Origin of the sequence: Micromonospora sp. C81 (assembly GCF_018070425.1) — a bacterium.
GTDB lineage: Bacteria > Actinomycetota > Actinomycetes > Mycobacteriales > Micromonosporaceae > Micromonospora > Micromonospora zamorensis.
Window position 1 is genome coordinate 96,744 of sequence record NZ_JAGPXS010000015.1, and the last position, 23,199, is coordinate 119,942.

Consider the following 23,199-nt stretch of genomic DNA (forward strand, 5'->3'; position numbering starts at 1 on the left):
GGCGCTGGTCTCAGCGGGCGACGGGTGCGACCGGTTGCGGTTGCGGGGTCGCTGGCCAGGTGAGTCGGCGTACGCCGGGGACGAGGGCCGTGCCCGCGCAGGAGGCGAGGACCAGCAGGCCGGCGACGGCAAGGGGCACGGGCGCGCCGAACGCGTCGGCGGCCAGCGGCGCCAGCGCGTATCCCAGCGGCATGGCGCCGAGCGACACCAACCAGTCGTACGAGGTGACGCGGGCCAGCACCTCCGGTGGAAAGTGGTGCTGCACGACGGTCTCCCAGACCGGGTTGAGGTAACCGAGGGCGGTCAGCGCCACCGCGTAGGCGACGATCACCGCCGGGGCGGGCGCGGCGACGGCGAGCAGGAAGAGCGGCGCGGCGTAGCAGGCCAGCCCGAGGTTGGCCAGCAGCACCGGTCGGCGTAGCCGGACCCGTCCGGCCAGCAGCGATCCGACGAGCATCCCGACCGCGCCGGCCTGCAACAGCAGCACCCAGGTCGTCTCACCGCCGAGGCGGTCGATGGCGACTGCCGGCCCGAGGGTCATCAGCACCGCGGCGGCACCGTTCCACACGCCGTGCCCGAGCAGGCTGGTCCAGAACCAGTCGCGGGCACGTACTTCGCCGAAGCCGTGCCGCAGGTCGGCGAGGACAGAACGGCGGGGCACCGGGACGTGGCGGACCCGCAGCAGCCCGAGCAGGAGGGCGCTGAGCGCGAACGACGCACTGTCGAGGATGAACGCCCAGCCGGGGCCGGCAGCCCAGATCAGCACGCCGGCCAACGCCGGCCCGGCGAGGCGACTGGTGTTGGCGGTCATGCCCATCAGGGCGTTGGCCCGCTGCCGGTCGGCGGGCTCGACGGTGCCGGCGACCAGTGGAGACGCGGTCGGAATGGCGAACGCCGACGCGGTGCCGCCGAGCGCGGACGCCACGACAACCATGGTCAGCGACGGGTCGCTGCCGAGCAGCTCCACGCCGACGGCGAGCTGGGTCGCGCAGCGCACCAGGTCGGCCGCCATGGCGACACGGCGGGCGTCGAACCGGTCGGCCACGACACCGCCCAGTGGCAGCAGGAGCAGTCGGGGGATCATCGCCGCGGCGAGGACCACGGCCAGCGCACCGGTGGAGCCGGTGGCCCGCAGCACGGCCAGGGCCAGAGCGGCGGGCACCACCGCCTCGCCGAGAGCCGAGACGGTACGGCCCAGGAACAGCAACCGGAAGGCGGGGATGCGCAGCGGGTGAGCCATGGCCACAACATACTTCGACGCCGAACCTTTCGGCAATGAATATTTCGGCGCTGAGGTAAGCTGGTGCGGTGACCACCACTCCGGATGACGTCGACCGGCACATCGAGCGTTGGCTTCCCGTGGTGCCTGACCTCGACGCGGACGTCGAGGGTGCGGTGACCAGGATGATCAAGCTGATCCGGCACCTGCGGACGGTCAAGGAACGGGTTCTGGCCGACCTCGACCTGCCCGCCCACGAGTACGACACCCTGCACGCCCTGGCCGGCCGACGCGGCCGGGCAGCCCCCTCGGACCTCGCCGTGGATCTCGCGGTTGCCCCCGCCTCGATCACGGCCCGGGTGGACACCCTGCTCCGGCGGGGTTTCGTTCGCCGGATTCCGTCGACAGTCGACCGCCGGCGGGTGGACGTGGAGCTGACCGACGCGGGTCAGGCCGCCTGGCGTGGGGCGATGGAGATCCAGGGCGCAGAGGAGCACCGCCTGCTCGGCGCGCTCACAGCGACCGAACGGCGACAACTCTCCGACCTGTTGCGCCGGGTGATGCTCGTCGCCGAACAGCCGAAGGTCGACTGAACAGGCTCGGGAAATCGCGTGGCACCTCGCGTACAGCTGATGCGAGGGTGACCGGCGTGACTGCGCATGCTCTGGCCGGAACCCTGGCCGACGACGGACGGCGACGGATCTTCGCGGCGATCGTGCTGGGTGCCACCAGCGCGACGGAGGTCGCCGAACGGATTGGCCTGCCGGCGCGGGTGGTGCTCACCGGGGTCCGCCGGCTCGCCGACGCGGGTCTCGTCGCCGGCGCGGACGGCTCGCTGGCGGTCGACGAGGCGTCGCTGCGGGCGGCCGCCCGCGACAGTCGCCCGGCCGACGACGCGGAGCCCGACGCCGACCCGGTGCTGCGGACCTTCCTGCGCGCGGGTGTCCTGGTGGGTCTGCCGGCGCAGCGCGGCCGACGGAGGGTCCTGCTGGCACATATCGCCGAGCGGTCGTTCGAACCGGGCACCCGCTATCCGGAGCGCGCCGTCGACGACGCGCTCAAGGCGTGGTGCGCGGCGGGCGGGTCGGATCACGCGACGCTGCGTCGGTACCTGGTTGACGAGCGGTTGCTCACCCGCGAGCACGGCATTTACCAGCGGCCCTGATCGTCCGCTTGGCGAACCGTCTCGTCGCGGAGGATCTTGCTAGCCTCGGCGCATGACCTCCTGCACGCCCGCTGACGGCCCCCCGGATCTGTTGTTCCTGCTCTCCTGGGCGAGTCACGCGCTGCAGACCGAACACGCAGCGGGGCTGGCCGAGCTCGGCATCTCGCCGCGGGCGCACTACGTGCTGGCGCAGGCGCGCACCGGAGACCTGACCCAGCGGCAGATCGGCGAGCGGTGCGGCGTGGACAAGACCACGATGGTCGTCACGCTCGACCAGTTGGAACGGGCCGGGCTGGCCGAGCGTCGCCCCGTGCCGACGGATCGGCGCGCCCGGCTGGTCGCGGTGACCCCGGCGGGGGAGCAGGTCCTGCTGCGGGCGCGGCAGGTGGTCGAGCGCATCCAGGAGGACCTGCTCGCGACCCTGCCCGAGCAGGATCGCGAGGTGTTCCTGCGTGCCCTGGTTGCCCTGGTGACCGGTCCGTTGGCCACCAGCTCCCCGTACGCGCCAGGTAGCCGCTCGGGCTGTTAGTTCCGAGAAAGATAGTTCCGAACAAGACTATCTGTTACGGTCGTACTCGTTCGTTTCCCCTGAACGAGGAGCCGTCATGAGTGCTGCCGCCGTCACGACCCCCACCACCTCGACCCTGCGCCGCCGCGCCCTCGCTGTCGGCGTCGCCGTCGTGGCCTGCCTGGCCATCTGGTCGATCGGCGCGCTGGCCGGGGTCGACTACACCGTCGAGAGTCCGGGTCAGCCCGCCACGGTCATCGGTGCGGGCGCGATCTTCGTGGTCGCCCTGGGCGCCGCCCTGCTCGGCTGGGCCGCGTTGGCCCTGCTGGAGCGGTTCGCCCCACGGGCCGCCCGTCCGGTCTGGATCTCGCTGGCCGTCGCGGTGACCCTGCTGTCCCTCGTCCCCCTGGTTGGTGTCGAGGCCACCGGCGGTGCCAAGCTGATCCTCGGTGCGACACACGTGGCCGTGGCGGTCGCGCTGATCGCCCTGCTGCCCCGCCCTCGCCGCTAAAGGGCCGGCGGTCGGGTGAGTTTGGCGGCCACGGCGTCGAGGACCCAGTCCAGGCCCGTCGCGAAGGATGTTTCGGCGTCCACGTCTGCGCCGTCGTGCACGGCCCTGGTCAGCGCCGGGAAGCGGCCCGTGGCCAACATTTTCGTCAGGTGCGGGCCGGAGGCGCGCTGCCATTCGTGTTTGGACAGGCCCGTGACGCGCTCGGCCCGCAGGTTCGCGATCTCGCGCCTGATCGCGCCGGTGAGGTAGGAGCTGACGGTTTCCACGGCGCGCAGAACGGTGTCGATGTCGGCGAAGCCGTCGAGGGCGGCCAGCTTGGCCTCGGTCACGGCCATGCCGTTCGGGCCCAGGGTCGGACGGCCGCCGAGCAGGTCGGCCAGCCAAACGTGGCGCAGAGCGGCCTGCCTGGTGCGGTGGGCGAGGACGCGCAGCGCCTCTCGCCAGTCACCGGGCTGCTCTGCGGGGAGAATCTCGGCGTGGACCTCGTCCACCATGAGATCGAACAACTCCTGCTTGGTGGAGATGTACCCGTACAGCCGCATCGGGCCGGCGTTCAGCCGGGCGGCGACCTTGCGCAACGACACCGCCTCCAGCCCGCCCTCGTCGGCCAGCGCGATGGCGGCGGCGACGATCCGCTCGCGGTCGAGCGGCACGGGAGCATTCGACGGCTCGGGCCGGTCCCACACAGTCAATGGTCACCACCGTTCTGTTGCTGTGCATCGTACGAGGGGAATACAGTGTATCGCCATGAGACACCGTATCGCCGTGGTCGGGGGTGGCCCCGCGGGCCTCACCTTCGCCCGTGTCCTGCACCGCCACGGCCACCCCGTCGCCGTCCTCGAACGCGATCCCACCCCGGACGCCCGCCCCCCTGGCGGCACGCTGGACCTGCACGAAGGACTGGGCCAGCTGGCACTGGACAAGGCGGGGCTGCTGGCAGAGTTCCAGGCGCTGTCTCGCCCGGAGGGGCAGGCCATGCGCATCCTGGACGCTGCTGGGACCGTTCTGCGGGACTGGCGACCCTCTCCGGATGAGCAGGCCAATCCGGAGATCGATCGCGGGCAACTCCGCGATCTGCTGCTCGGCTCCCTCGACGTGCGGTGGGGTCGAGAGGTCGTGCAGGTGGTGCCGGGGACCGAGGATGGCGTACTGGTTCATTACGCGGACGGGGGGCAGGAGACGTTCGACCTCGTGGTGGGCGCGGACGGCGCCTGGTCCCGGGTCCGCCCGGCGGTCTCGCCGGTGACGCCGCAGTACACCGGTGTCACCTCGGTCGAGACCTCCCTCGACGACGTCGACACCCGCCACCCCGACCTCGCCCAGTTGATCGGCGACGGTTCGGTGGCCGTGTACGGCGTGAACCGATCTCTCGTCGCCCAGCGCAACAGCGGCGGTCACGTCAAGGTGTACACCAAGTTTCGCGCGCCGCTGGACTGGCACGCGGAGCTGGACCTGGCCGACGTCGAGGCCGCGCGATCGGGCATTCTGGCGCTGTTCGACGGCTGGGCCCCTCCCGTCCTCGACCTGCTCGGCCACGGCACCGCCTTCGTCCACCGCCCCTTCTACGTCCTGCCCGTATCCCACACCTGGGCCCACGTCCGCGGGGTGACGCTGCTGGGCGACGCCGCCCACCTGATGCCACCGTTGGGGGCGGGCGCGAACCTCGCGATGCTCGACGGTGCCGAGCTCGCGGAGTCCATCGCCGCCGACCCTGAAGATCTGGACGAGGCCGTCCGCGCCTTCGAGGAACGGATGTGGGCACGGGCCAGCAGGTGGGCGACGATCACGACGGCCGGTCTGGAACGCCTCGTGAGCCCGGATCCGGCCGAAGCCCTCGCCCTCTTCGACCAGGTCCAGCCATCCTGACCGCCAGGACCGACCGGGATAATGCCGTTGACCGGGCGGTGATGATCGACTGGTGACCGTCACCGCCCGAGCAACCTGGACGACCAGCGTCAGCCGACCCGACCAGCCCGACGCGGTGCTGCTGCTGCGCGAGTACATGACCGAGATGGTGGTGCGCTACCACCGCCGCCCGGCCCTGCCCGGCGAGGTCGACGAGGCGCTCGCGGAGATGCCCAGCGACGACCTGACCAACGCGAGCGGGTTGCTGCTGCTCGCCCACCACGGCACCGACCTGGCCGGGTGCGCCGGGCTGCGCTGGCACTCGGGCTGGGCCGAGCTGACCCGGGTGTTCGTCCGACCCGCGCATCGTGGCGCCGGTGGGGGTGCCGCGTTGCTGACCGCCGTCGAGCAGCACGCACGGGCGGCCGGAGCGCAGGCGATACGGCTGGACACCCGCGCCGACCTGGTCGAGGCCCGCGCCCTGTACGCCCGGCACGGCTACGTCGAGATTCCGGCGTACTCGCACGGCCCCTACGCCGAGCACTGGTTCGAGAAGCGGCTGGGTTGAGCGGTTGACGCTCGCCGGCGGATGCGCTAAATAAGAAGAGGAAGTTGAGTCACCCCGGCTCAACTCATCACCTTCGGCCAGGAGAACCGAGGAGGCATGACCATGTTGATGCGTACCGACCCGTTCCGCGAGATCGACCGGCTCGCCGAGCAGTTCTTCGGTACGGCGGCCCGTCCCGCGATGATGCACCTTGACGCCTACCGCGACGGCGACCACTTCTACGCGGCGTTCGACCTGCCCGGCGTCGACCCCGACACCATCGACTGCACCGTCGAGCGCAACGTGCTCACCGTCCGGGCCGAACGTCGCCGACCCTCCGGAGACGGCGTCGAGCTGGTGGCAGCCGAACGTCCGATGGGCACGTTCACCCGGCAGTTGTTCCTCGGCGACACCCTGGACACCGACAAGCTGGAAGCTGGCTACGAGCACGGGGTGCTGACGCTGCGCATCCCCGTCGCCGAGCGTGCCAAGCCGCGCCGGGTGACCATCACCGCCAACGGCGACGGGCGTCGACAGATCAACGCCTGATCATGGTGCAGGGTGGGATCGGCGCGCCTGCACGCCGATCCCACCCGAAGCTGAGAACCTTTTTCACATGGTGTTCTCCGACGCTCCGGTGCTGGCCCGCCCGTCCGCGCCTCCCGCGCTGCCGAGTGGGCCGGTCGAGGTCACCGAGGCGTGGCTGCGTAACCGGCGGTTGTCCGAGCACACCCGCGACGCGTACCGGCGCGACGTCACCGGCTGGCTCACCTGGTGCGCCGGCCGGGACCTGGACCCGCTGCGGGCCACGTTCCTGCACGTCAACGAGTATGCCCGGGCGTTGGAGTCCACAGTCGCCGCCCGCAGCGGCCGGCCGCTGACCCCGGCGACCGTGGCGCGACGGCTCTCCGCGCTGTCCAGTTGGTACGACTTCCTGGTGAAGCTGGGCGCGGTGCCGGCCAACCCGGTCGCCGGCGCGGACCGGCCTCGCGTCGACCGGGACCACTCCGCCACTCTCGGGCTCACCCCCGAGGAGGTGGACGCCCTGCTCGGCGCCGCCGACGCGGACACGGGCGCGACCGCCCTGCGCAACCGGGCGGCGATCGCTCTCCTCGCCGATCTGGGCCTGCGCGTCGGGGAGCTGATCTCGCTGGACCTGACCGACCTCGGCACCGAACGCGGACATCGCAGCGTGCGTTTCGTCGGCAAGGGCGGCAAGCAACGCCGCCGGGCCCTCACCCCCGGCAGCGGGTACGCCGTGGACGCCTACCTGGCCCAGCGGGCTGCCGCCACCGGTGTGCCGGTGACACAGCTGACCGGGCCGCTGCTGGTCACCGCCAGCGGTGCCCGGCTGGACCGGCACTCGGTGTTCCGGATGGTCCGCCGGCTCGCCCGGGCCGCCGGCATCCCGGCCTGGGCGAAGCTGTCCCCACACTCCCTGCGGCACGCCTTCGCCACCACCGCCCGCTCGGAGGGCGTGCCGCTGGAGGACGTGCAGGACGCGATGGGGCACGCCGACCCGCGCACCACCCGCCGCTACGACCGGGACCGGCACAACCTCGACCGGGACCCGGCCTACGTGGTGTGGGCGGCGCGGTCCCGTCGGAGCAACTGAGCCGCAGCGGCCGCCCCCGGCGTGCCGCTCAGCTCTGCGGTCGGGGGCAGATGCAGAACGGCTGCCCGATCGGGTCGAGAAGCACCACCCACCGCTCGCCGCCGGGCTGGAAGTCCGGCTTCGAGGCGCCCGCCGCGACGAACGTCTCCTCGGCCGTGGCGAGGTCGTCGACGTACAGGTCCAGGTGGTAGCGCTTGTCGCCCGACGGGTCCGGCCAGGACGGCGGACGGTAACCCTCGACCAGCCCGAAGCCGATGGAGACACCACCGGAGCTGATCATCGCGTAGTCGGGTTGGCTGTGGGTGACCTCCCAGCCGAGCGCCTGGTGGTAGAACGCGGCGTGGCCGGCGGGGTCGGAACTGTCGAGGTTGACCATGGCGAGGTCCGCAGAGGCTGTCACGCCAGCAGTATGCCGCCGGGGCCCGACAAGCCCACGTGACCGACACACGCGTCAGACCCCCGTCCTACGGTCGACGGATGAGACATGGCCTGGAGATCTCCTGTGGTGGCGCCGCCATCCCGGTGTCCGTTCTGGTGGAGTTGGGTGAGCTGGCCGAACACGCCGGTTGGGACGGCGTGTTCCTGGAGGACTACCTCATCCACTACAGCGGGGACGAGCCGTCCACCTACGACCCGTGGCTGGTGCTCGCCGCGATCGCCGGACGCACCGGGCGGGTGCGCCTGGGCACCACGGTCACCGCGCTGCCCCGGCGCCGCCCGGCGAAGCTGGCGCGTGAGGTCCTCACCCTCGACCACCTCAGTGCCGGCCGCGCCACGGTGGCGGTCGGCGTCGGAGACCCCGGCGACCGAGGGCTGGCCGCGTTCGGCGAGCAGACCGAGGTGTCGGTGCGCGCCGCGATGCTCGACGAGGGCCTCGACCTGCTGACCGGGCTGCTCAGCGGTGAGCGGGTCGACCACCAGGGCACCCACTACCGCGCCGACGGGGTGGCGCTGCGACCAGCGCCGGTGCAGGCACCCCGGGTTCCCGTCTGGGTCGGCGGCAGCACCCAGGCCGCAGCGGTGCGTCGCCGCGCGGCCCGCGCCGACGGCATCGTTCCGTACAAGCTCACCGACACCGACACATGGTCCGACTTCACCCCCGACGAGGTACGCGAGCTGGTGAACGCCCTGCCACCGACCCGCGCCGACGGCCAGCCGTTCGACGTGGCGATCGGTGGCCGGCGCCGCCGACCCGACGAACGTGCCGAACGGGCGTACCTCGAAGACCTCGCCGCGGCCGGCGCCACCTGGTGGCTGGAGTTCGTCCCGGTCGGCGATCCGGCGGCCATGCGCGCCGCCGTCGCCCGCGGGCCCCTGCGCTGACACGGGGTCAGGATGCGGCGACCACGGGTCGTCGGGCGTTCAGCAGAGCAGATCCAGGTGGTGGTGGGCGTCCTCGGCGATCTCCTCGTGCCGCAGCCAGCGGCGCGCCCACAGCCGGGCGGCCAGTGCCGCCTGCTCGTCGCCCCACGCGGCGTGCTCGACGAGCAACGCGGTGGTCAGCGCGTACGCCAGGCGCAGTGCCAGGCCACGCGCGCCGGCGAGCACCGTCGGTGAGCCCGGGTCGGCGGTCACCGAGGTGATGGTGTCGCCCAGCTGTGCGGCGGCGCCGGCCAGGGTGTCGGCCAGCACCGGCGACAACGGGCGGGCCAGGTCGACGGCGGCGGCGAGCCGGGCCAGCAGCGGCGCGCCAGCGTCCTCCCGGGTCAGCGCGCGCAGCACGTCCAGCGACAACACGTTGGTGGTGCCCTCCCAGATCGGCAGCACCTGCGCGTCGCGCAGCAGCCGGGGCACCCCCGTGTCCTCCACGTAACCGGCCCCACCGAAACTCTCCACGTACTCGCTGGCGGAGCTGACCGCCAGCCGTCCGGTGGCCAGCTTCGCCAGCGGCGCCACGATCCGCAGCTCCGCCGCGGCCTCCGGGTCGGCGCCGACCTCGACCCGCCCGAGCAGGGCGAACGCGTGCCCGGCCAGGGCGAACGCCCCGGCCGCGTCGACCGCCAGGGTGCCCAGGGTCGCCCGGTGCAGCGGCGAGGACGACAGCGCGCCGCCCGCGACGTGCCGCACGTCGGCGTACGCCCGGGCGTAGGCGAGGCCGCGTCTCATCCCGCCCGCCGCCGCTGCGGCGTTGTGCACCCGGGTCACCACGACCAGGGTCATCGCCCGGACCAGGCCGGGCACCGCCGGGTCGCCCAGCGGCACGGCGTACGCGTCGTGCAGACCGATCTCGGCGGTGGGCAGCGCCCGGGTGCCGAGCTTGTCCTTGAGGCGGTGCACGGTGACACCCGGTGCGGGTGCGCCCGGCGCCAGCCCGTGGGCCAGCGGTGAGTCGACCGCGTAGCGGGGAACCAGGAACGGCGCGAGCACCCGACTGCCGCGCCCGGAGCCCTCCGGTCGGGCCAGCGCCACCGCCATCGCCGCGTCGGCGGCCGAGCAGAACCACTTCTCGCCGGTCAGCCGCCACGAACCATCCACCGCTGGTCGGCCGATCGTGCTGGAACGGCCCAGGTCGGAACCGCCCTGCGACTCGGTCATCCACTGCCCGCTGGTGATCGCCACGGTCGGGTCCGTGGAGATCAGCCGGGGCAGCCACGCGTCGCGGACGCCGTTGTCCACCTCGGGCAGGCTGAGCAGCGCCGCAGCCCCGTCGGCCATCGCCACCGGGCAGGAGAACGTCGCGGACTCCGGCCCGTACAGGTGGAGCAGGGCGTGTTGCACCACCCGGGCGGCGGCACCCCAGGTGCCGCGCGCGTCCGGCAGGTAGGGCAGCGCGACCACGGCGTGCCGGGCGGCGGCGGCCCGCTGCTCCTGCCAGCCGGTGGACGTGTCGATCCGGTCGACCCGCGCGCCCCACGGGTCGTAGCGGACCAGCGTCGGCGGGTGCGCCTCCGCGTCGGCGTGCGCCGCGCGCAACGGCCCGGCAACGTCCGCGGCCAGGTCGGCGAGACGGCCCTTGGCGGCGGCGTGCCCGGCCGGGCCGAGGTGACGCTCCAGCCAGGACCGCAGCAGGCCATCACCGGCGTACGGGTCGACGGGGGGTGGTACCGGCTGCACGAAGCGGCTCATCGATCGGCTCCTGGCACTGCTCGGGGGTGTGCGCCGACGGTAGACGATCCGTGGCCGACGCGAACAGGGCACACCCACTCACCGGGGGCACCCAGTTTCCGACTTGTCGTACCTCGGTGCGACCACGTTCTCTACGGTCGGTAGTCGTGGGTGCCGGCCAGTCGTGGAGCCGACCGGCCCGGCGCAGCCGCCCGATGCGCACCGGGTTGGCGTTCGCCGGGTTCGGGGTGGCGCTGTGCTGCGTCGGGGTGGCCGGACTGGCCGCCTGGAACCTGCAGACCGTCCGTCAGGCCGCCGGCCCGATCCGGGAGACCGCCGACGGGTTCCTCAACGAGGTGAGTCTCGGCGACAGCGACAGGGCGTACGACCGGCTCTGCGAGGACGCGCGCACCCGGTGGAGCGCGATCGGCTTCACCAGTTGGGTGCGTACGCCGCCGATGGTCACCGACTACGAGATCACCGACGTGTCGGTCACCACCCGCAGCGGACGACCGCAGGGCACGGTGACGGTGAAGCTGACCCGCGACGGCGGGCTCAGCGAGGAACGCCGACTGCCGGTGGTCCGCGAGGGCGGCGACTGGCGGGTGTGCGGTGACCCCTTCTGAGCCGCTGGCCGTTCGGCCGAAGCGGCAGTGGTTGCTGCGCGAGCGTCGGGGGGTGGAGCCGACCACGTCGACGGAGCTCTTCTTCGACCTGGTCTTCATCTTCACGATCACTCAGTTGTCGCACTACCTGATCGAGCACCCGGACTGGCGTGGCGCCGCGCGTACCGCGTTGCTGCTGGCGCTGGTCTGGTTGGTGTGGATCTACACCGCCTGGGGGACGAACTGGCTGCGACCCGACCAGGCGCCGGTGCGGGCGCTGCTGATCGCGCTGATGCTGGGCAGCCTGTTGCTCTCGGCGGCGATCCCCGAGGCGTTCGCCGGCGCCGGGCTGGTCTTCGCGCTCGTCTACGTGACCCTGCAGGTGGGCCGCACCGTGTTCGCGTTGTGGGCGGTGCAGGGCCACCCGTGGCTGGTCGACGGGTTTCAGAAGGCGCTGCCATGGTTCGCCGTGACCTCGTCGCTCGTGGCGGTCGGCGCGGTGGTCGGCGGGGCTTTCCAGGAGGCGCTGTGGGCGGCGGCGATCGTGATCGAGGTGATCGGCCTCTCGACCGGGTTCCCGGTGCCCGGTCTGGGCCGCAGTCCCGCTGAGCGGTGGATGGTGGAGGGCGGGCACCTGGCCGAGCGGTGCCAGGCGTTCATCCTCATCGCCCTGGGTGAGTCGATCCTGGTCACCGGGAGCACACTCGCGCAGCACCTGGACCTGACGATGTCCGGCGCGTTCGTGCTGGCGTTCGCCGGTTCGGTGGCGCTGTGGTGGGTGTACTTCGCCCGGTCCGCCCCGGCGGCGGCGGAGGTCATCGCCCGCGCCGGCGAGCGCACCGGCGCGTTGAGCCGGCTGGCGTTCAACTACCTGCACCCCGTGATGGTCGCCGGGATCATCGTCACCTCGGCGGGCGACGAGCAGCTCCTGCGCGAACCGGGTGCTCCCGCCACACCGGCCGCCGCCCTGTTCACGCTGGGCGGCCCGGCGTTGTTCCTCGCCGGGCACGCCGCCTACAAGGCGGTGCTGTGGCGGACCCTGCCGACAAGCCGGATCGCAGCGGTGGTGCTCCTGCTCGCGTTGGTGCCGTTGTGTGTGGGACTGGAGGCCACCGTCGCGGTGTGCGCCACGCTGGCGTTGGCAGTGATCATCGCCGTGATCATGGCCGACCGGTTCCGCGTACGGCCAGGCGTCCCGCAGCCGTCCTGACCCGCCCGGTCGCACTGCGTCGGTTCTCGGACAACGTCACCGCAGGTGGGCCCCCGGGTGGTTAGCGTGGGTCACCGGCCCTCCGGGTGACCTTCCGCGGTGCTCGGACGAGCGGAGGCGACGCGATGACAACCGAGCAGCGGCCCCGGCCACGACGGTGGCTGATGCTGGTGGCCGCCGCCGGGTACGGCAAGACCACCGCCCTGGAGACCGTCGGCGGGGACGAGCCGACGGCCTGTCACCGGGCGACGGACCTGATCGACGCGGCGACGCACACCAACAGCCCGCCAACGGGCACGCAACCGCCAATCCGGGTCGCCGTGGACGAGGTGTCCGCGCTCAACGGGGACGACCAACTGACACTCGTGCGGTGGTTGGGCGCGCTGCCGGGTCAGCCAGCGGTGACGCTGGCCGCTCGACACCCCCTGGCCGATGCGGCGCTGAGCGCCTGCGCCGGGCCCGTCGTGCACCGCGGGCCGGAAACCCTCGCCCTCGGCCGGGACGCGGTCGCCCGGATCCTGCGCGACGAACACGCAGTGCCCGACAGCGACCTGGCCTACCTGGTGTACGAGCTGACCGCCGGCTGGCCGGCGTGGGTGCACCTCGCTGGCGACGCCCTCGGCCGGCAGGGCGTCGGCCGGCGGGAGCTGCTCGCGGCCCTGACCGAGCCCGGCACCGCCGGCGGGCACTTCGCCCGCGACGAGATCCTCGCCGACCTGCCCGCACAGGTGGCGACTCTGCTCGGTCGCGTCCACCACCTCGACCCGATCAGCGCGCCGCTGTGCGTGGCCGTCGACGCCGACACGCCACCCGACGTCACCGCGCAGGCGCTGCGCTGGGCGACCCGCACCGGGTTGCTGGTCGCCCACCCCCGCCGTCGGGCCGGCCACACCTCGTCGACTGTGCAGCTGGTCCGGGTCCTCGCCGCGGTGCTGGCCCAGCAGGCGGGACGGCCGGAAACCTCGGGACGCCGCAGGCTGTACGCGGCCGCCGACTGGTACCTCGCCAACGCGTACCCGATGGCGGCGGCCCGAGCCCTGCACGACGCGGACGACACCGGTCGGTGCGCGGAGCTGATCGCCAGCCACGGCGGGGGCATGCTCGCCGGTGGTGGTGCGCCGGACGTCACCGACCTGATCAGCGCGTCGCCGCAGGCCGAGCAGAACCCCGACCTCCAACTGATCTTCGGCGACGCGTTGCGGATGTCCGGCTCGGTGACCTGGGCGTCGAGGGTCTTCGCCGCGCTGCTGGCCCGGGCCGACCAGGACCGCCGCTGGCCGGCCCGGCTGCTCTGGCGGGCGGCGATGGTGCCGTACCTGCGGACCGACTACGCCGGCGCCCTGGCGGTGCTCGACCGCGCGGGCGCACCACCGACGCTCACCCCACCGGGTCCCGACGAGGTGCTGCTGCTGGCCTGTCGCGCCAGCACCCTCGCCCAACTCGGCCGGGTCGACGACGCGGTCGCCGCCGGGGCCCGGGCGCTCGCCGCCGCACACCAGCTCAACGAGGACACCCCGTTGGCGGCGGCGCACATCGCGGCCGCACTGACCTCGTCCGGCACCCGCCGCGACGAGCACCTGGCCGAGGCGCTGGCGGCGGCGGAACGCGCGGGTGACCTGGTCCAGCAGGCACGGGTCCTGGTCAACCAGGCGCACTGCCTGCTGCGCGAGGCCCGATACCCGTCGGCGCTGGCCACCGCCGTGCGGGCGGTCCGCGCGGCGGAACTCGCCGGCCCGCCGGGAGTGCTGGTGACCGCCCTGCACAACGCGGGCGAGGCGCTGGTACGCCTGGGTCGCTACGACGAGGCGACACTGCACTTCACCCGGTCCAAGCTGGTATCCCAACGGTTGGGTTTGAACCGCGCTGCCACCGGGGTCTACGGGTTGGCCGAGGTCAGTCGCCGCCTCGGCCGGCGGGAGGAGGCGTTGGCGGCGTTCACCGAGGCCGCTGACCTGGCCCGTGACGTGGGGGATCTCCAGGTGCGCATTCCGGCGTTGGCCGGTCTGGCCCGGCTGCGCTGCGAGGGCACGGGCGCCGACCTCGCTGCCGCTCGTGCCGCGGCCGACGAGGCGCACCGGTTGGCACCGGCGTTCCTGCTGTCCTGCGCGCTGGTCGCGACGGGTTGGGTGGCGTACGCCGGGGGTGATCTGGGTCTGGCCCGGCGGCGGGCGGCCGAGGCGGTCGGAGCGGCCCGCACCGGTCGGCAGGCCGACGCGTTGGCGGAGGCGTTGGAACTCACCGCGGCGGTCGCCGCCGAGCCGGACGCGAGTCGAAGCGCGTTGCTGGAGGCCGGCGCGATCTGGCAGGCGGCGGGTGCGGGACCGGCCGCCGAACAGACAGTCGTCCGGCTGGGCCGTCTCCCGGGCGCCGACGCCGCGCAGCGGTCGGCGGCGCGGCTGGCCGCCGACCGGCTGCTGGCGCTCGGCATCGAGACGGTCGACGGGCGGGCGTTGGCCGAGACGCCCGCCGACGCGGACACCGTCGAGGTGCGGGTGCTCGGCCGGTTCGAGGTCGTCGTCGGTGGGCGGGACGTCCCGCTGCCGGCGTGGCGGTCCCGACAGGCCCGCACGCTGCTGAAGATCCTCGTCGCCCGGCGCGGTCGTGCCGTCGGACGGGGGGAGCTGTGCGAGCTGCTCTGGCCCGACGACGAGCCACGGCGGACCGCACACCGTCTGTCGGTGCTGCTGTCCGCCGTGCGTGCCGTGCTCGACCCGTCCCGCCGGTGGCCCGTCGACCGGTACGTCCGCGCCGACCTGACCGGCGTACGCGTCGACCTGACCCGGGTGGTCGTCGACGCGGAGAACCTGCTCACCGCCGTCCCGCGGGCCGAGCGCCTCGCCCGCGACGGTGACCCGGCGCGGGCCCGCGAGCTGCTCGCCGAGGTGGACGCCGCCTACCGGGGGGACGCCTTCGCCGACGAGCCCTACGCGGACTGGGCCGACGGGCTGCGGGAACAGGCCCGCGCGGTGTGGTTGCGGGCACTGCGTGACCTTGCCCGGCGGTACCAGGGCGACGGTGACGCCGACCGGGCCGCCACCGCCCTGGTCCGGCTGCTCGACGCCGACCCGTACGACGAGTGGGCGCACCAGGCGCTGGTCGGGACACTCGTCGGTGCCGGCCGGCACGGGGAGGCCCGGCGTTCGTTCGAGAGGTGGGCCGGGGCGATGCGTACGATCGACGCACCGCTCCCGGACCCGGGTGTGCTGCGGGCAGGGGCTGGTCAGCAGGCGTAGAAGTTCTCCTGGCCCGCGTCGGTTAGCACGTACGAATAGAAGATCGCGCCGGGGTCGGCCGTCTCGTCCTCCGCGCAGGTGTCCACCCCGGGCCCACCGTCGAGGGTGTCACCGCCGGGCCCCGTGACGGTGTCGCCCGCCACCCCGATCAGCAGGTCGGCGCCGTGGGAGCCGGAGAGGACGTCGTTGCCTTCCAGACCGGCGAGCAGGTCGGCGCCGGCGCCGCCGGCGATGAAGTCCCCGCAGCCCTCACCATAGATGGTGTCGTTGCCACCGAGCCCGTAGATCTCGTCGGGCCCGCCACCGCCGAACAGGGTGTCGTCGCCCTCGGTGCCCATGATCGGGTCGCCGTCGGTGGTGGCGCACGGGTTCGCGTCCGGGTCGGCCTGCGCCGCGGCGCCGCCCACGCCAACCAGTGTGCCGCTGAGCAGGAGGGCGGCCAGCACCGCCGCCACTCGGGTACGCATGATGAAACCTCCTGTTCGTGGACCCCGTGAGGAGTCCGGTGACGCCGCGCTGACGTCACCGGCACTGTCGCAGTCGCACGTCATCGTGGCGTCAGTACGCCGAGCGCGGTCGCCGTGCTGACGCGCTCCTGACGACCGTGCGGAGTCTGGGCCCAACGCCGTCGTCGACAGTCGACGAGGCAGTGCGGAGGGAACATCCGATGAAGCGGAAACTGGCTGGTCTGGCAGTGCTGACCGGCATGGCGGCGGCCACGACGCTGCTCGCACCGACGACCCCGGCGCAGGCGTCGGTGGGCCTGTACCGGGTCGCCTCGACCAGCGTCCTGGACGCGACGAACGCCAAGACGATGGCCATCTCGTGCAACGGCGTCGACCAGGTGGTCGGTGCCGGCGGACGGATCAACGACGGTCAGGGTGACGTCCTGATGACCCGGGTCTACGCCGACGCGACACTGCACACGGTCACCGTGCTCGGCGTGGAGGCCAACGCCACGAACGTGCCGTGGTCGGTGGACGCGTTCGCGGTCTGCGCCCCGGCCGGGGCGGTGGCCGGCCTGCAACTGGTCACCACCACCTCGGCGAACAACGCCCTCGACAAGGTGGGCATCACCGCCGTGTGCCCGCCGGGCAAGAAGACCTTCGGCGGTGGGTACCGGATCGACAACGCCAACGCCGCGGTGGCGATCGACGAGCTGGCGTTCACCTCGGCGCTCGGCTCGGTGTCGAGCACCGCGTACGTGTTCGGCGCCCCGGGCAACTTCACGTTGCAGACCCAGGCGTTCTGCGCCACCCCACTGCCGGCGATGGCGTTGACGGAGGCGACAAGCGCGTTCAACGCGAACTCGCCGAAGTCCGTGACGACGCCGGCCTGCCCTGCGGGGTCGCAGACCGCCGGGGTCGGCGCGGTGTTGACCGGGCTCACCGGGGACGGCTCGGTGGCGACGTTGCTACCCAAGCCGGCACTGGACACCGCTGAGGCGACCGGACGGGAGATCGTCGCGTTCGCCGGGGCGTGGAACGTCAGGGCGCAGCAGGTCTGCGTGGGTTGATCCACCCGTACGACGGCCGGCCGTCCCCAGCACGGGGGCGGCCGGCCACCGCGTCGACGCCTCAGTCGCGGGGGCCCAGGTCGCCCGAGCGGTAGTGCCGGCGGCACAGCACCTGGTAGCGCACGTCGGCGGTGTCGACGGTGTCGCCGATGACGACCTGGGCGCCCTCGCGAACCACCCGCCCGTTGACGACCCGGGCGTTGAGCAGCCCTTCCCGGCCGCACCAGCAGAGCACCTCGACCTGGATGCGGGCCACCTCGTCGGCCAGCTCGAACAGCCGCTGCGTGGCGGGGAACAGGCAGGACCGGAAGTCGGTGGCGAGGCCGAAGGCGAACACGTCGACGTCGTAGCTGTCGACCAGCTCGGCCATCTGCTCGACGTGGTCCACCGTGTAGAAGCACGCCTCGTCGCAGATCAGGTAGTCCACGCGCACGCCGTCGGCCCACCGGCCGCGGACCAGGGCCCGCAGGTCCAGGTCGTCGGTGACCTCGATGGCCTCGTGGGCCAGCCCGATGCGGGTGGTGACCTGCGGGCCCAGCGACCGGTCGATGCGGGTGGTGACCAGCCCCCGACGGCCCTGCCGGGCGTGGTTGTAGTTCATCTGCAACGCCATCGTGGACTTGCCGCAGTCCATCGGCCCCCAGAAGAACTTCAACGCCGCCGCGTGCACCGGACGCCCGTCGAGCCCGCGCGCAGCCGCGCACCCGGCCGGAGCGTGCGGCTGGCCGGGGAACGGGTGGGCCAGGCAGGTCGGGGCAGCGGCGGCGTCGTCAGTCACGGTCGGGCAGCCTAGCTGATCGACCGACTCTGATGTGTCGGGTGCGGGACGCGTGCTCAGAGCACCCGGGGTGGCGTGTTGCCCGCGGCCACGATGGCCCGGCGGATCGGCACGGCCGCGAGGAGCAGGAAGCCGACCACGAAGAAGATCAGCAGTGAGACCAGGCCCACCCGATAGGAGGAGGTGAGCTGGAACACCAGGCCGAAGGCGAGCGGCCCGAGCCAGCTGGTGCCCTTGTCGCTGATCTCGTAGAAGCCGTAGTACTCGCCTTCCTTGCCGGCCGGGATGAGCTGGCTGAACAGCGACCGGCTCAGCGCCTGGCTGCCGCCGAGGACCAGACCGATGGCCGCGCCGAGGATCATGAACGGCAGCGGCGCCTCGGCGGGGAGCCGGAACGCGGCGATGATCACACCGGTCCAGAGCACCAGGCTGAGCAGCACGGTCTTCCATGCGCCGATGCGCTTGGCCAGCGCGCCCAGGCTCAACGCGCCACCGAAGGCGAGGAACTGCACCAGCAGGATCGTGATGATCAGGGTGCTCTGCTCCAGGCGCAGCTCTTCGGTGCCGTACTGGCTGGCCAGGGTGATGACGGTCTGGATGCCGTCGTTGTAGACCAGGAACGCCAGCAGGAAGTACAGCGTCAGCGGGTACGCCTTGACCTCGCGCATGGTGCGGGCGAGTTGCCGGAACCCGTCGGTGAGCACGTTGCCGCCGCTGGTCAGGGCCGCGACGCTGGGGCGCTCGCGCAGCCAACGCAGCGGCACCAGGGTGAACAACGCCCACCACACGCCGGCGGACACGATCGACCAGCGGGCCAGATCCAGGGTGCGTTGCGGGTTGTCGCCCTCGTCGAGCAGGGTGATCGCGACGAGGTTGAGGGCCAGCAGCAGGCCGCCGCCGAGGTAGCCCAGCGCCCAGCCGCGACTGGAGATGCCGTCGCGTTCGTCGGGGCCGCCGAGCTGCGGCAGGAACGAGTTGTAGACCACGATCGCGGCGCCGAAGGAGATGTTGGCGACCAGGAAGAGCGCCCCGCCGAGCAGGTAGCGGTCGCCGGTGACGAAGGCCATCGCGATGGTGGCGCCGGCGCCGGTGAACGCGGCTCCGCCGAGCAGCCGCTTCTTGTGCGCCGAGCGGTCGGCGATCGCCCCGATGACCGGCAGCACGAACACGGTGAGGAACACCGACAGCGAGATCAGGTACGGGTAGTAGGACCCGGCGGCGATCTTGATGCCCAGTGGGTAGACGGAGCCGTCGCAGGAGTCCGCGCCGAGTTCGCAGCCGGCCGCCAACTCGGCGACGGTGGTCAGGAACGGGCCGAGGAACACGGTGATCACGGTGGTCTGGAACGCGGAGTTGGCCCAGTCGTAGATGTACCAGCCCCTGCGTTCCCGGCGGGTGCTCGCCGGAGGCGGGGTGTCGTCCACCGTGGGGGTCACGGTCTCGGCCATCGGGGGTCCTTCGATGGTCAGGCGGCCCAGTGGCCGCGGCTGCGGTAGACGTCGCGCAGCACGCCGACGTGATCGGTCATGATGCCATCCACGCCACGATCCAGTAAGTCGTGCATCTGGGCTGGTTCGTCGATCGTCCAGACGTGCACCTGCAGGCCGATCCGGTGGCAGTAGTCGAGGAACCGGCGGTCCACCACCGGCACCCGCCCGTAGCTCGGCGGCACCTGCGCGGCGACCACCGACGGGGGCAGTCGCAGCGGGCGTCCGTGCAGGGAGGCGAGCCGCAGCCGGGCGACCCCGCGCATGCCGAGGCTGGTGGCGACGCGCCCTTCGGTGAGCGCGCGCAGCCGGGTCAGGCGGGCGTCGCTGAAGGAGGCCAGCAGCACCCGGTCGGCGGCGCCGGCCCGGGTCACGGTGGCGACCGTCGGCGCGACGCCGCTGTCAGCCTTCACGTCGATGTTGAAGCGGACCTGCGGCCAGGCGCCGAGCACCTCGTCGAGCCGGGGTACGACGGCAGCGCCGCCGACGCGTACCGAGGCGAGGTCGGCCCAGCTCATTTCGGCGATGCGCCCCGCCTCACCGGTGACCCGGCGCAGCGTCGGGTCGTGGAAGATCACCGCGACGCCGTCCGCGGTGGCGTGCACGTCGGTTTCCACGTACCGGTAGCCGAGCCCGATGGCCCGGGCGAACGCCTCGGTGGTGTTCTCGTCGCCCTCGGCGGCGCCGCCACGGTGGGCGAACGCCAGCGGCGCGGGCGCGTCGAGGTAGCCGGGTCGGGTCAACACGCGACGCAGTATGCCCTCGGCGGGTGGCCGGTGGGTGGCCGGCCGGCGTCTGTCGCCCGCTCGCGCCGCCGTCCGGGGCCAGCCGAGCTGACCAGCGGGAGGCGATGCGGTCGGCGCCCGGAGGTTCAGCCGGTGGGTCGGTGGATCAGCTGGAGGCTGCGCCGGATGCGGTCGCGGAACTCGCCCCTGGTGGCCGCGGTCGATTTCCAGGTCAGGGCGGCGGAGAAGAGCAGATCCATCACGTCGTGTCCGGTCAGGTCGGCGTGCAGCAGGCCGGGTGGGGCGAGGGCGGTGATGTGGGCGCTCAGCGTCGCCCGGGCCCGCTCCTGGTAGTCGTGGAACATCGAGCCCAACCGGGGTTCGCTGTTCTCCAGCAGTTCGTTGAGGTCGCGGGCCAGCGGGGTGTCGATGTAGGGGCCCATCAGCGCGTCGAGCGCGGCCACGATGCCCGCGTCGAAGCTCAGCGAGCGGTCGGCGAGGTTGACTTCCATGGCCCGCTGGGCGCGCTCCAGGACGCCCTGCATGGTGGCGCGGTACAACTCTTCCTTGTTGGGGAACATCAGGTAAAGGCCAGGGCGGGAAATGCCGGCCGCCCTGGCTACGGACTCCATGGACGTCTTCTGGAACCCGTAGCGGCCGAACACCCCGACCGCCGCCACGAGGACTGTTGCGCGCTTCGGGTCTTCGACGTCCATCTCAGTGTTGCTCACGGTAGACAGATTAGATGATCTTGCAAAAATTATCTAATCTGTCAGCCCGCGGGCGCGGCCAGCAACATCATCCCTGGTTGCGGCGGTGGGCGCGACTCGAGTCGCTGGGCCGACCGGGGTCGACGTGCCGGGGCAGGTCGGGTTCGTCGGGCCGCAGCGGTGCGAGGGTGTCGGTGAGCGCGTCGATGATCCGACCGGTGGCCCGGCGGGCGGCCCCGGGGCTCGCGGCGCTCGACTCGCCGAGGTCGACGGGCGCGCCGAAGTGCACCCGGATCACCGGGCGGCGCCACAGCGAGCGGGCGATGCCGCGCAGCATGCCCCGGGGCGCCCGGTAGGGCAGCACCTCGTGGGCGCCCCACTGGGCGACCGGTATGACCGGGGCGCCGCAGGCCAGCGCGAGTCGGGCCGTGCCGGTCTTGCCGCTTTCGGGCCACATGCCGGGGTCCAGGCCGATGCGCCCCTCGGGGTAGATGAGGATCACCGACCCGCGCGCGACGGCGGTGGCGGCATCGTCGAGGGCCCGGTGCACGGCGCTGGTGCCCCGGTCGACGCGGATGTGCCCGGCGTGGCGCATGGCGGCGCCGAGCACCGGGGCGCGGAACAGGCCGGCGGTCGCCATGATCCGGGGGGCGATGCCCCGGGTGTGGCAGGCGGCGGCCATCACGACCGGGTCGAACGGGCTGATGTGGTTGGCGGCCAGCACCAGCGGGCCACGACGCAGGTGCGCCGGGACGTCGCCGGTGACCTCGAGGCGGGCCAGCAGGCCGACCAGGGCCCGGGTCAGCAGGAGGGCGCCGCGCCAGATCAGCGGCGGTTGCCAGGGGGAGTGCGCGGTGTCCATCAGCGCGACATCGTCGCACGCGGCGGTGTGGTCGCGAGGGCGGGTCGGCGGGTTGCCCAGGTCCGTGGTCCGGGGTGATCAGGGTCATTGGTCCCGGGACGGTTCGGGCCGCCCGGCCCTGCCCAATCGTCTACGACGAGCAGTAGTATTTACTACGTCTCGTAGTACGAACAGCAGCTGGGGGTTTCAGGTGGACGCGTTGGACGTCGCCCGGTGGCAATTCGGTGTCACCACCGTCTACCACTTTCTCTTCGTGCCACTGACCATCGGTCTGTCGGTGCTGGTGGCCATCCTGCAGACGTTGTGGCACCGCACCGGCAACGAGCGGTACCTGAAACTCACCAAGTTCTACGGCAAGCTGTTCCTGATCAACTTCGCGATGGGCGTGGTCACCGGCATCGTGCAGGAGTTCCAGTTCGGCATGAACTGGAGCGACTACTCCCGCTTCGTCGGCGACATCTTCGGCGCACCCCTGGCCATCGAGGCGCTGGTCGCGTTCTTCCTCGAATCCACCTTCATCGGCCTGTGGATCTTCGGCTGGGACCGGCTGCCCAAGCGGGCGCACCTGGCCAGCATCTGGGCCGCCGCGATCGGCACCAACCTGTCCGCGTACTTCATCCTCGCGGCGAACTCGTTCATGCAGAACCCGGTCGGCTACCGCATCAACCCCGACAGCGGGCGCGCCGAGCTGACCGACTTCCCGGCCGTGCTGACCAACAAGGTCGCCCTGATCACCTTCCCGCACACCCTGGCCGGCTCGTTCCTGGTCGCCGGGTCGCTGGTCGTCGCGGTCGGCCTCTGGCACGTGATCCGCAACCGCGACTCCGCCGACACCGGCGCCTACCGCTTCGCCACGAAGTTCGGCTCCTGGGTGGTCCTGGTCGCCTCCGCGGCCGTGCTGTTCACCGGCGACATCCAGGGCAAGATCATGACGGACGTGCAGCCGATGAAGATGGCCGCCGCCGAGGGCCTCTACACCACCGAGAGCCCCGCCTCGTTCTCCGTGCTCACCATCGGCAGCCTCGACGGCAGCCGCGAGGTGTTCGCCCTCAAGATCCCGTACCTGCTGTCGTACCTGGGCACCGGCGACCCGAACGGCACCGTGCAGGGCATCAACGACCTGCAGGCCCAGTACGCCACCCAGTACGGCGCGGGCAGCTACACCCCGATCATCCCGGTCACCTACTGGAGCTTCCGCTTCATGATCGCCTTCGGGATGGCCGCCGGGGCCATCGCCCTGCTGGTGCTCTGGAGCCAGCGCAAGGGCCGCACCCCGAGCAGCAAGTGGCTGCTGCGCGCCGGGCTGGCCATGCCGGTGCTGCCGCTGCTGGCCAACTCCTTCGGCTGGATCTTCACCGAGATGGGCCGCCAGCCGTGGATCGTCTTCGGCGAGATGCTCACCCGCAACGGGGTGTCCCGCAGCGTCTCGTTGGCCGAGGTGCTCACCTCGTTCACCGCCTTCACGCTCATCTACGCCACCCTCGCCGTGATCGAGGTGAAGCTGCTGCTGCGTTACGCCAAGGCCGGCGTGCCCGACGTCAGCGAAGAGCACCCCATCGACGACACCCACGACGACGCCGAGCGCCCGCTCGCCTTCGCCTACTGATCCCGGAGCCCA

24 protein-coding genes are annotated in these 23,199 nt (G+C 72.4%); 14 read left to right on the forward strand and 10 right to left on the reverse strand.

The window, feature by feature from the left end; all coding sequences use genetic code 11:
* Positions 1-10 precede the first annotated feature (10 nt).
* On the reverse strand, positions 11-1,240 hold the full coding sequence (locus KBX46_RS23070) for an MFS transporter (RefSeq protein WP_210794023.1): 1,230 nt from the start codon (positions 1,238-1,240) through the stop codon (positions 11-13).
* 68 nt (positions 1,241-1,308) lie between these two features.
* Here KBX46_RS23070 and KBX46_RS23075 point away from each other — a divergent pair, with 68 nt between their 5' ends.
* The 4 genes from KBX46_RS23075 to KBX46_RS23090 all read left to right on the forward strand — a co-directional run bounded on the left by KBX46_RS23075 (position 1,309) and on the right by KBX46_RS23090 (position 3,403).
* Positions 1,309-1,812 (forward strand): MarR family winged helix-turn-helix transcriptional regulator, encoded by a 504-nt coding sequence (locus KBX46_RS23075; protein WP_197699643.1) that lies wholly within the window; start codon positions 1,309-1,311, stop codon positions 1,810-1,812.
* 56 nt (positions 1,813-1,868) lie between these two features.
* Complete coding sequence (locus tag KBX46_RS23080) at positions 1,869-2,384, forward strand: DUF2087 domain-containing protein (protein ID WP_210794024.1); 516 nt, start codon at positions 1,869-1,871, stop codon at positions 2,382-2,384.
* A 52-nt stretch (positions 2,385-2,436) separates the two neighbouring features.
* Positions 2,437-2,913 (forward strand): MarR family winged helix-turn-helix transcriptional regulator, encoded by a 477-nt coding sequence (locus tag KBX46_RS23085; RefSeq protein WP_088948200.1) that lies wholly within the window; start codon positions 2,437-2,439, stop codon positions 2,911-2,913.
* 76 nt (positions 2,914-2,989) lie between these two features.
* Positions 2,990-3,403, forward strand: coding sequence for a DUF6069 family protein (locus KBX46_RS23090; protein WP_210794025.1), 414 nt, complete (start codon positions 2,990-2,992; stop codon positions 3,401-3,403).
* Here KBX46_RS23090 and KBX46_RS23095 read toward each other — a convergent pair.
* Positions 3,400-4,056 carry a TetR/AcrR family transcriptional regulator gene (locus KBX46_RS23095; protein WP_307871460.1) on the reverse strand — a complete coding sequence of 219 codons (657 nt, stop codon included), beginning with the start codon at positions 4,054-4,056 and terminating at the stop codon, positions 3,400-3,402. The two genes, KBX46_RS23090 and KBX46_RS23095, sit on opposite strands and share 4 nt — an antisense overlap.
* A 94-nt stretch (positions 4,057-4,150) precedes the next feature.
* Between KBX46_RS23095 and KBX46_RS23100 the strand changes: the two genes are divergently transcribed.
* The 4 genes from KBX46_RS23100 to KBX46_RS23115 all read left to right on the forward strand — a co-directional run bounded on the left by KBX46_RS23100 (position 4,151) and on the right by KBX46_RS23115 (position 7,410).
* On the forward strand, positions 4,151-5,269 hold the full coding sequence (locus KBX46_RS23100; protein ID WP_210794027.1) for an NAD(P)/FAD-dependent oxidoreductase: 1,119 nt from the start codon (positions 4,151-4,153) through the stop codon (positions 5,267-5,269).
* A 52-nt stretch (positions 5,270-5,321) separates the two neighbouring features.
* Entirely contained in the window at positions 5,322-5,816 is a 495-nt protein-coding gene (locus KBX46_RS23105) for a GNAT family N-acetyltransferase (RefSeq protein ID WP_308159669.1), read from the forward strand.
* 102 nt (positions 5,817-5,918) lie between these two features.
* Complete coding sequence (locus tag KBX46_RS23110) at positions 5,919-6,344, forward strand: Hsp20/alpha crystallin family protein (protein ID WP_088951751.1); 426 nt, start codon at positions 5,919-5,921, stop codon at positions 6,342-6,344.
* 67 nt (positions 6,345-6,411) lie between these two features.
* Positions 6,412-7,410: a tyrosine-type recombinase/integrase gene (locus KBX46_RS23115; protein WP_099853545.1), complete on the forward strand. Its 999-nt coding sequence runs from the start codon at positions 6,412-6,414 to the stop codon at positions 7,408-7,410.
* A gap of 28 nt (positions 7,411-7,438) precedes the next feature.
* Here the strand turns inward: KBX46_RS23115 and KBX46_RS23120 are convergent, their stop codons facing one another.
* Positions 7,439-7,810 carry a VOC family protein gene (locus KBX46_RS23120; RefSeq protein WP_210794028.1) on the reverse strand — a complete coding sequence of 124 codons (372 nt, stop codon included), beginning with the start codon at positions 7,808-7,810 and terminating at the stop codon, positions 7,439-7,441.
* Positions 7,811-7,887: 77 nt separating this feature from the next.
* Here KBX46_RS23120 and KBX46_RS23125 point away from each other — a divergent pair, with 77 nt between their 5' ends.
* The gene (locus KBX46_RS23125) at positions 7,888-8,733 is read left to right on the forward strand and encodes an LLM class flavin-dependent oxidoreductase (RefSeq protein ID WP_210794029.1); all 846 of its coding nucleotides are present in this window, start codon (positions 7,888-7,890) and stop codon (positions 8,731-8,733) included.
* Between the two features lie 39 nt (positions 8,734-8,772).
* Here KBX46_RS23125 and KBX46_RS23130 read toward each other — a convergent pair whose 3' ends face one another.
* Positions 8,773-10,476 carry an acyl-CoA dehydrogenase family protein gene (locus tag KBX46_RS23130; RefSeq protein ID WP_210794030.1) on the reverse strand — a complete coding sequence of 568 codons (1,704 nt, stop codon included), beginning with the start codon at positions 10,474-10,476 and terminating at the stop codon, positions 8,773-8,775.
* 146 nt (positions 10,477-10,622) lie between these two features.
* On the opposite strand from KBX46_RS23130, the gene KBX46_RS23135 reads away from it, so the two are divergent.
* From KBX46_RS23135 to KBX46_RS23145, 3 genes are all read left to right on the forward strand, one after another.
* A complete protein-coding gene (locus KBX46_RS23135; RefSeq protein ID WP_374223712.1) occupies positions 10,623-11,081 on the forward strand; it encodes a hypothetical protein in 459 nt (152 codons plus the stop codon).
* Positions 11,068-12,270: a low temperature requirement protein A gene (locus KBX46_RS23140; RefSeq protein ID WP_210794031.1), complete on the forward strand. Its 1,203-nt coding sequence runs from the start codon at positions 11,068-11,070 to the stop codon at positions 12,268-12,270. The genes KBX46_RS23135 and KBX46_RS23140 overlap by 14 nt, the downstream gene beginning before the upstream one ends.
* Positions 12,271-12,395: 125 nt before the next feature.
* A complete protein-coding gene (locus KBX46_RS23145) occupies positions 12,396-15,503 on the forward strand; it encodes a BTAD domain-containing putative transcriptional regulator (protein ID WP_210794032.1) in 3,108 nt (1,035 codons plus the stop codon).
* Here the strand turns inward: KBX46_RS23145 and KBX46_RS23150 are convergent.
* Positions 15,491-15,970: a calcium-binding protein gene (locus KBX46_RS23150; RefSeq protein WP_210794033.1), complete on the reverse strand. Its 480-nt coding sequence runs from the start codon at positions 15,968-15,970 to the stop codon at positions 15,491-15,493. The two genes, KBX46_RS23145 and KBX46_RS23150, sit on opposite strands and share 13 nt — an antisense overlap.
* A gap of 200 nt (positions 15,971-16,170) precedes the next feature.
* Between KBX46_RS23150 and KBX46_RS23155 the strand changes: the two genes are divergently transcribed.
* The gene (locus KBX46_RS23155) at positions 16,171-17,019 is read left to right on the forward strand and encodes a hypothetical protein (protein WP_210794034.1); all 849 of its coding nucleotides are present in this window, start codon (positions 16,171-16,173) and stop codon (positions 17,017-17,019) included.
* Between the two features lie 61 nt (positions 17,020-17,080).
* Here the strand turns inward: KBX46_RS23155 and KBX46_RS23160 are convergent, their stop codons facing one another.
* From KBX46_RS23160 to KBX46_RS23180, 5 genes are all read right to left on the reverse strand, one after another.
* Positions 17,081-17,797 carry a thymidine kinase gene (locus KBX46_RS23160; RefSeq protein WP_210794035.1) on the reverse strand — a complete coding sequence of 239 codons (717 nt, stop codon included), beginning with the start codon at positions 17,795-17,797 and terminating at the stop codon, positions 17,081-17,083.
* A gap of 56 nt (positions 17,798-17,853) precedes the next feature.
* Entirely contained in the window at positions 17,854-19,245 is a 1,392-nt protein-coding gene (locus tag KBX46_RS23165; RefSeq protein WP_210794036.1) for an MFS transporter, read from the reverse strand.
* A gap of 17 nt (positions 19,246-19,262) precedes the next feature.
* Complete coding sequence (locus tag KBX46_RS23170) at positions 19,263-20,030, reverse strand: glycerophosphodiester phosphodiesterase (protein ID WP_210794037.1); 768 nt, start codon at positions 20,028-20,030, stop codon at positions 19,263-19,265.
* Between the two features lie 125 nt (positions 20,031-20,155).
* Positions 20,156-20,740, reverse strand: coding sequence for a TetR/AcrR family transcriptional regulator (locus KBX46_RS23175; protein WP_210794038.1), 585 nt, complete (start codon positions 20,738-20,740; stop codon positions 20,156-20,158).
* Positions 20,741-20,807: 67 nt separating this feature from the next.
* Entirely contained in the window at positions 20,808-21,581 is a 774-nt protein-coding gene (locus tag KBX46_RS23180; protein WP_210794039.1) for a 1-acyl-sn-glycerol-3-phosphate acyltransferase, read from the reverse strand.
* Positions 21,582-21,771: 190 nt separating this feature from the next.
* Here KBX46_RS23180 and KBX46_RS23185 point away from each other — a divergent pair, with 190 nt between their 5' ends.
* Positions 21,772-23,187: a cytochrome ubiquinol oxidase subunit I gene (locus KBX46_RS23185; RefSeq protein WP_088948218.1), complete on the forward strand. Its 1,416-nt coding sequence runs from the start codon at positions 21,772-21,774 to the stop codon at positions 23,185-23,187.
* Positions 23,188-23,199: the final 12 nt, after the last annotated feature.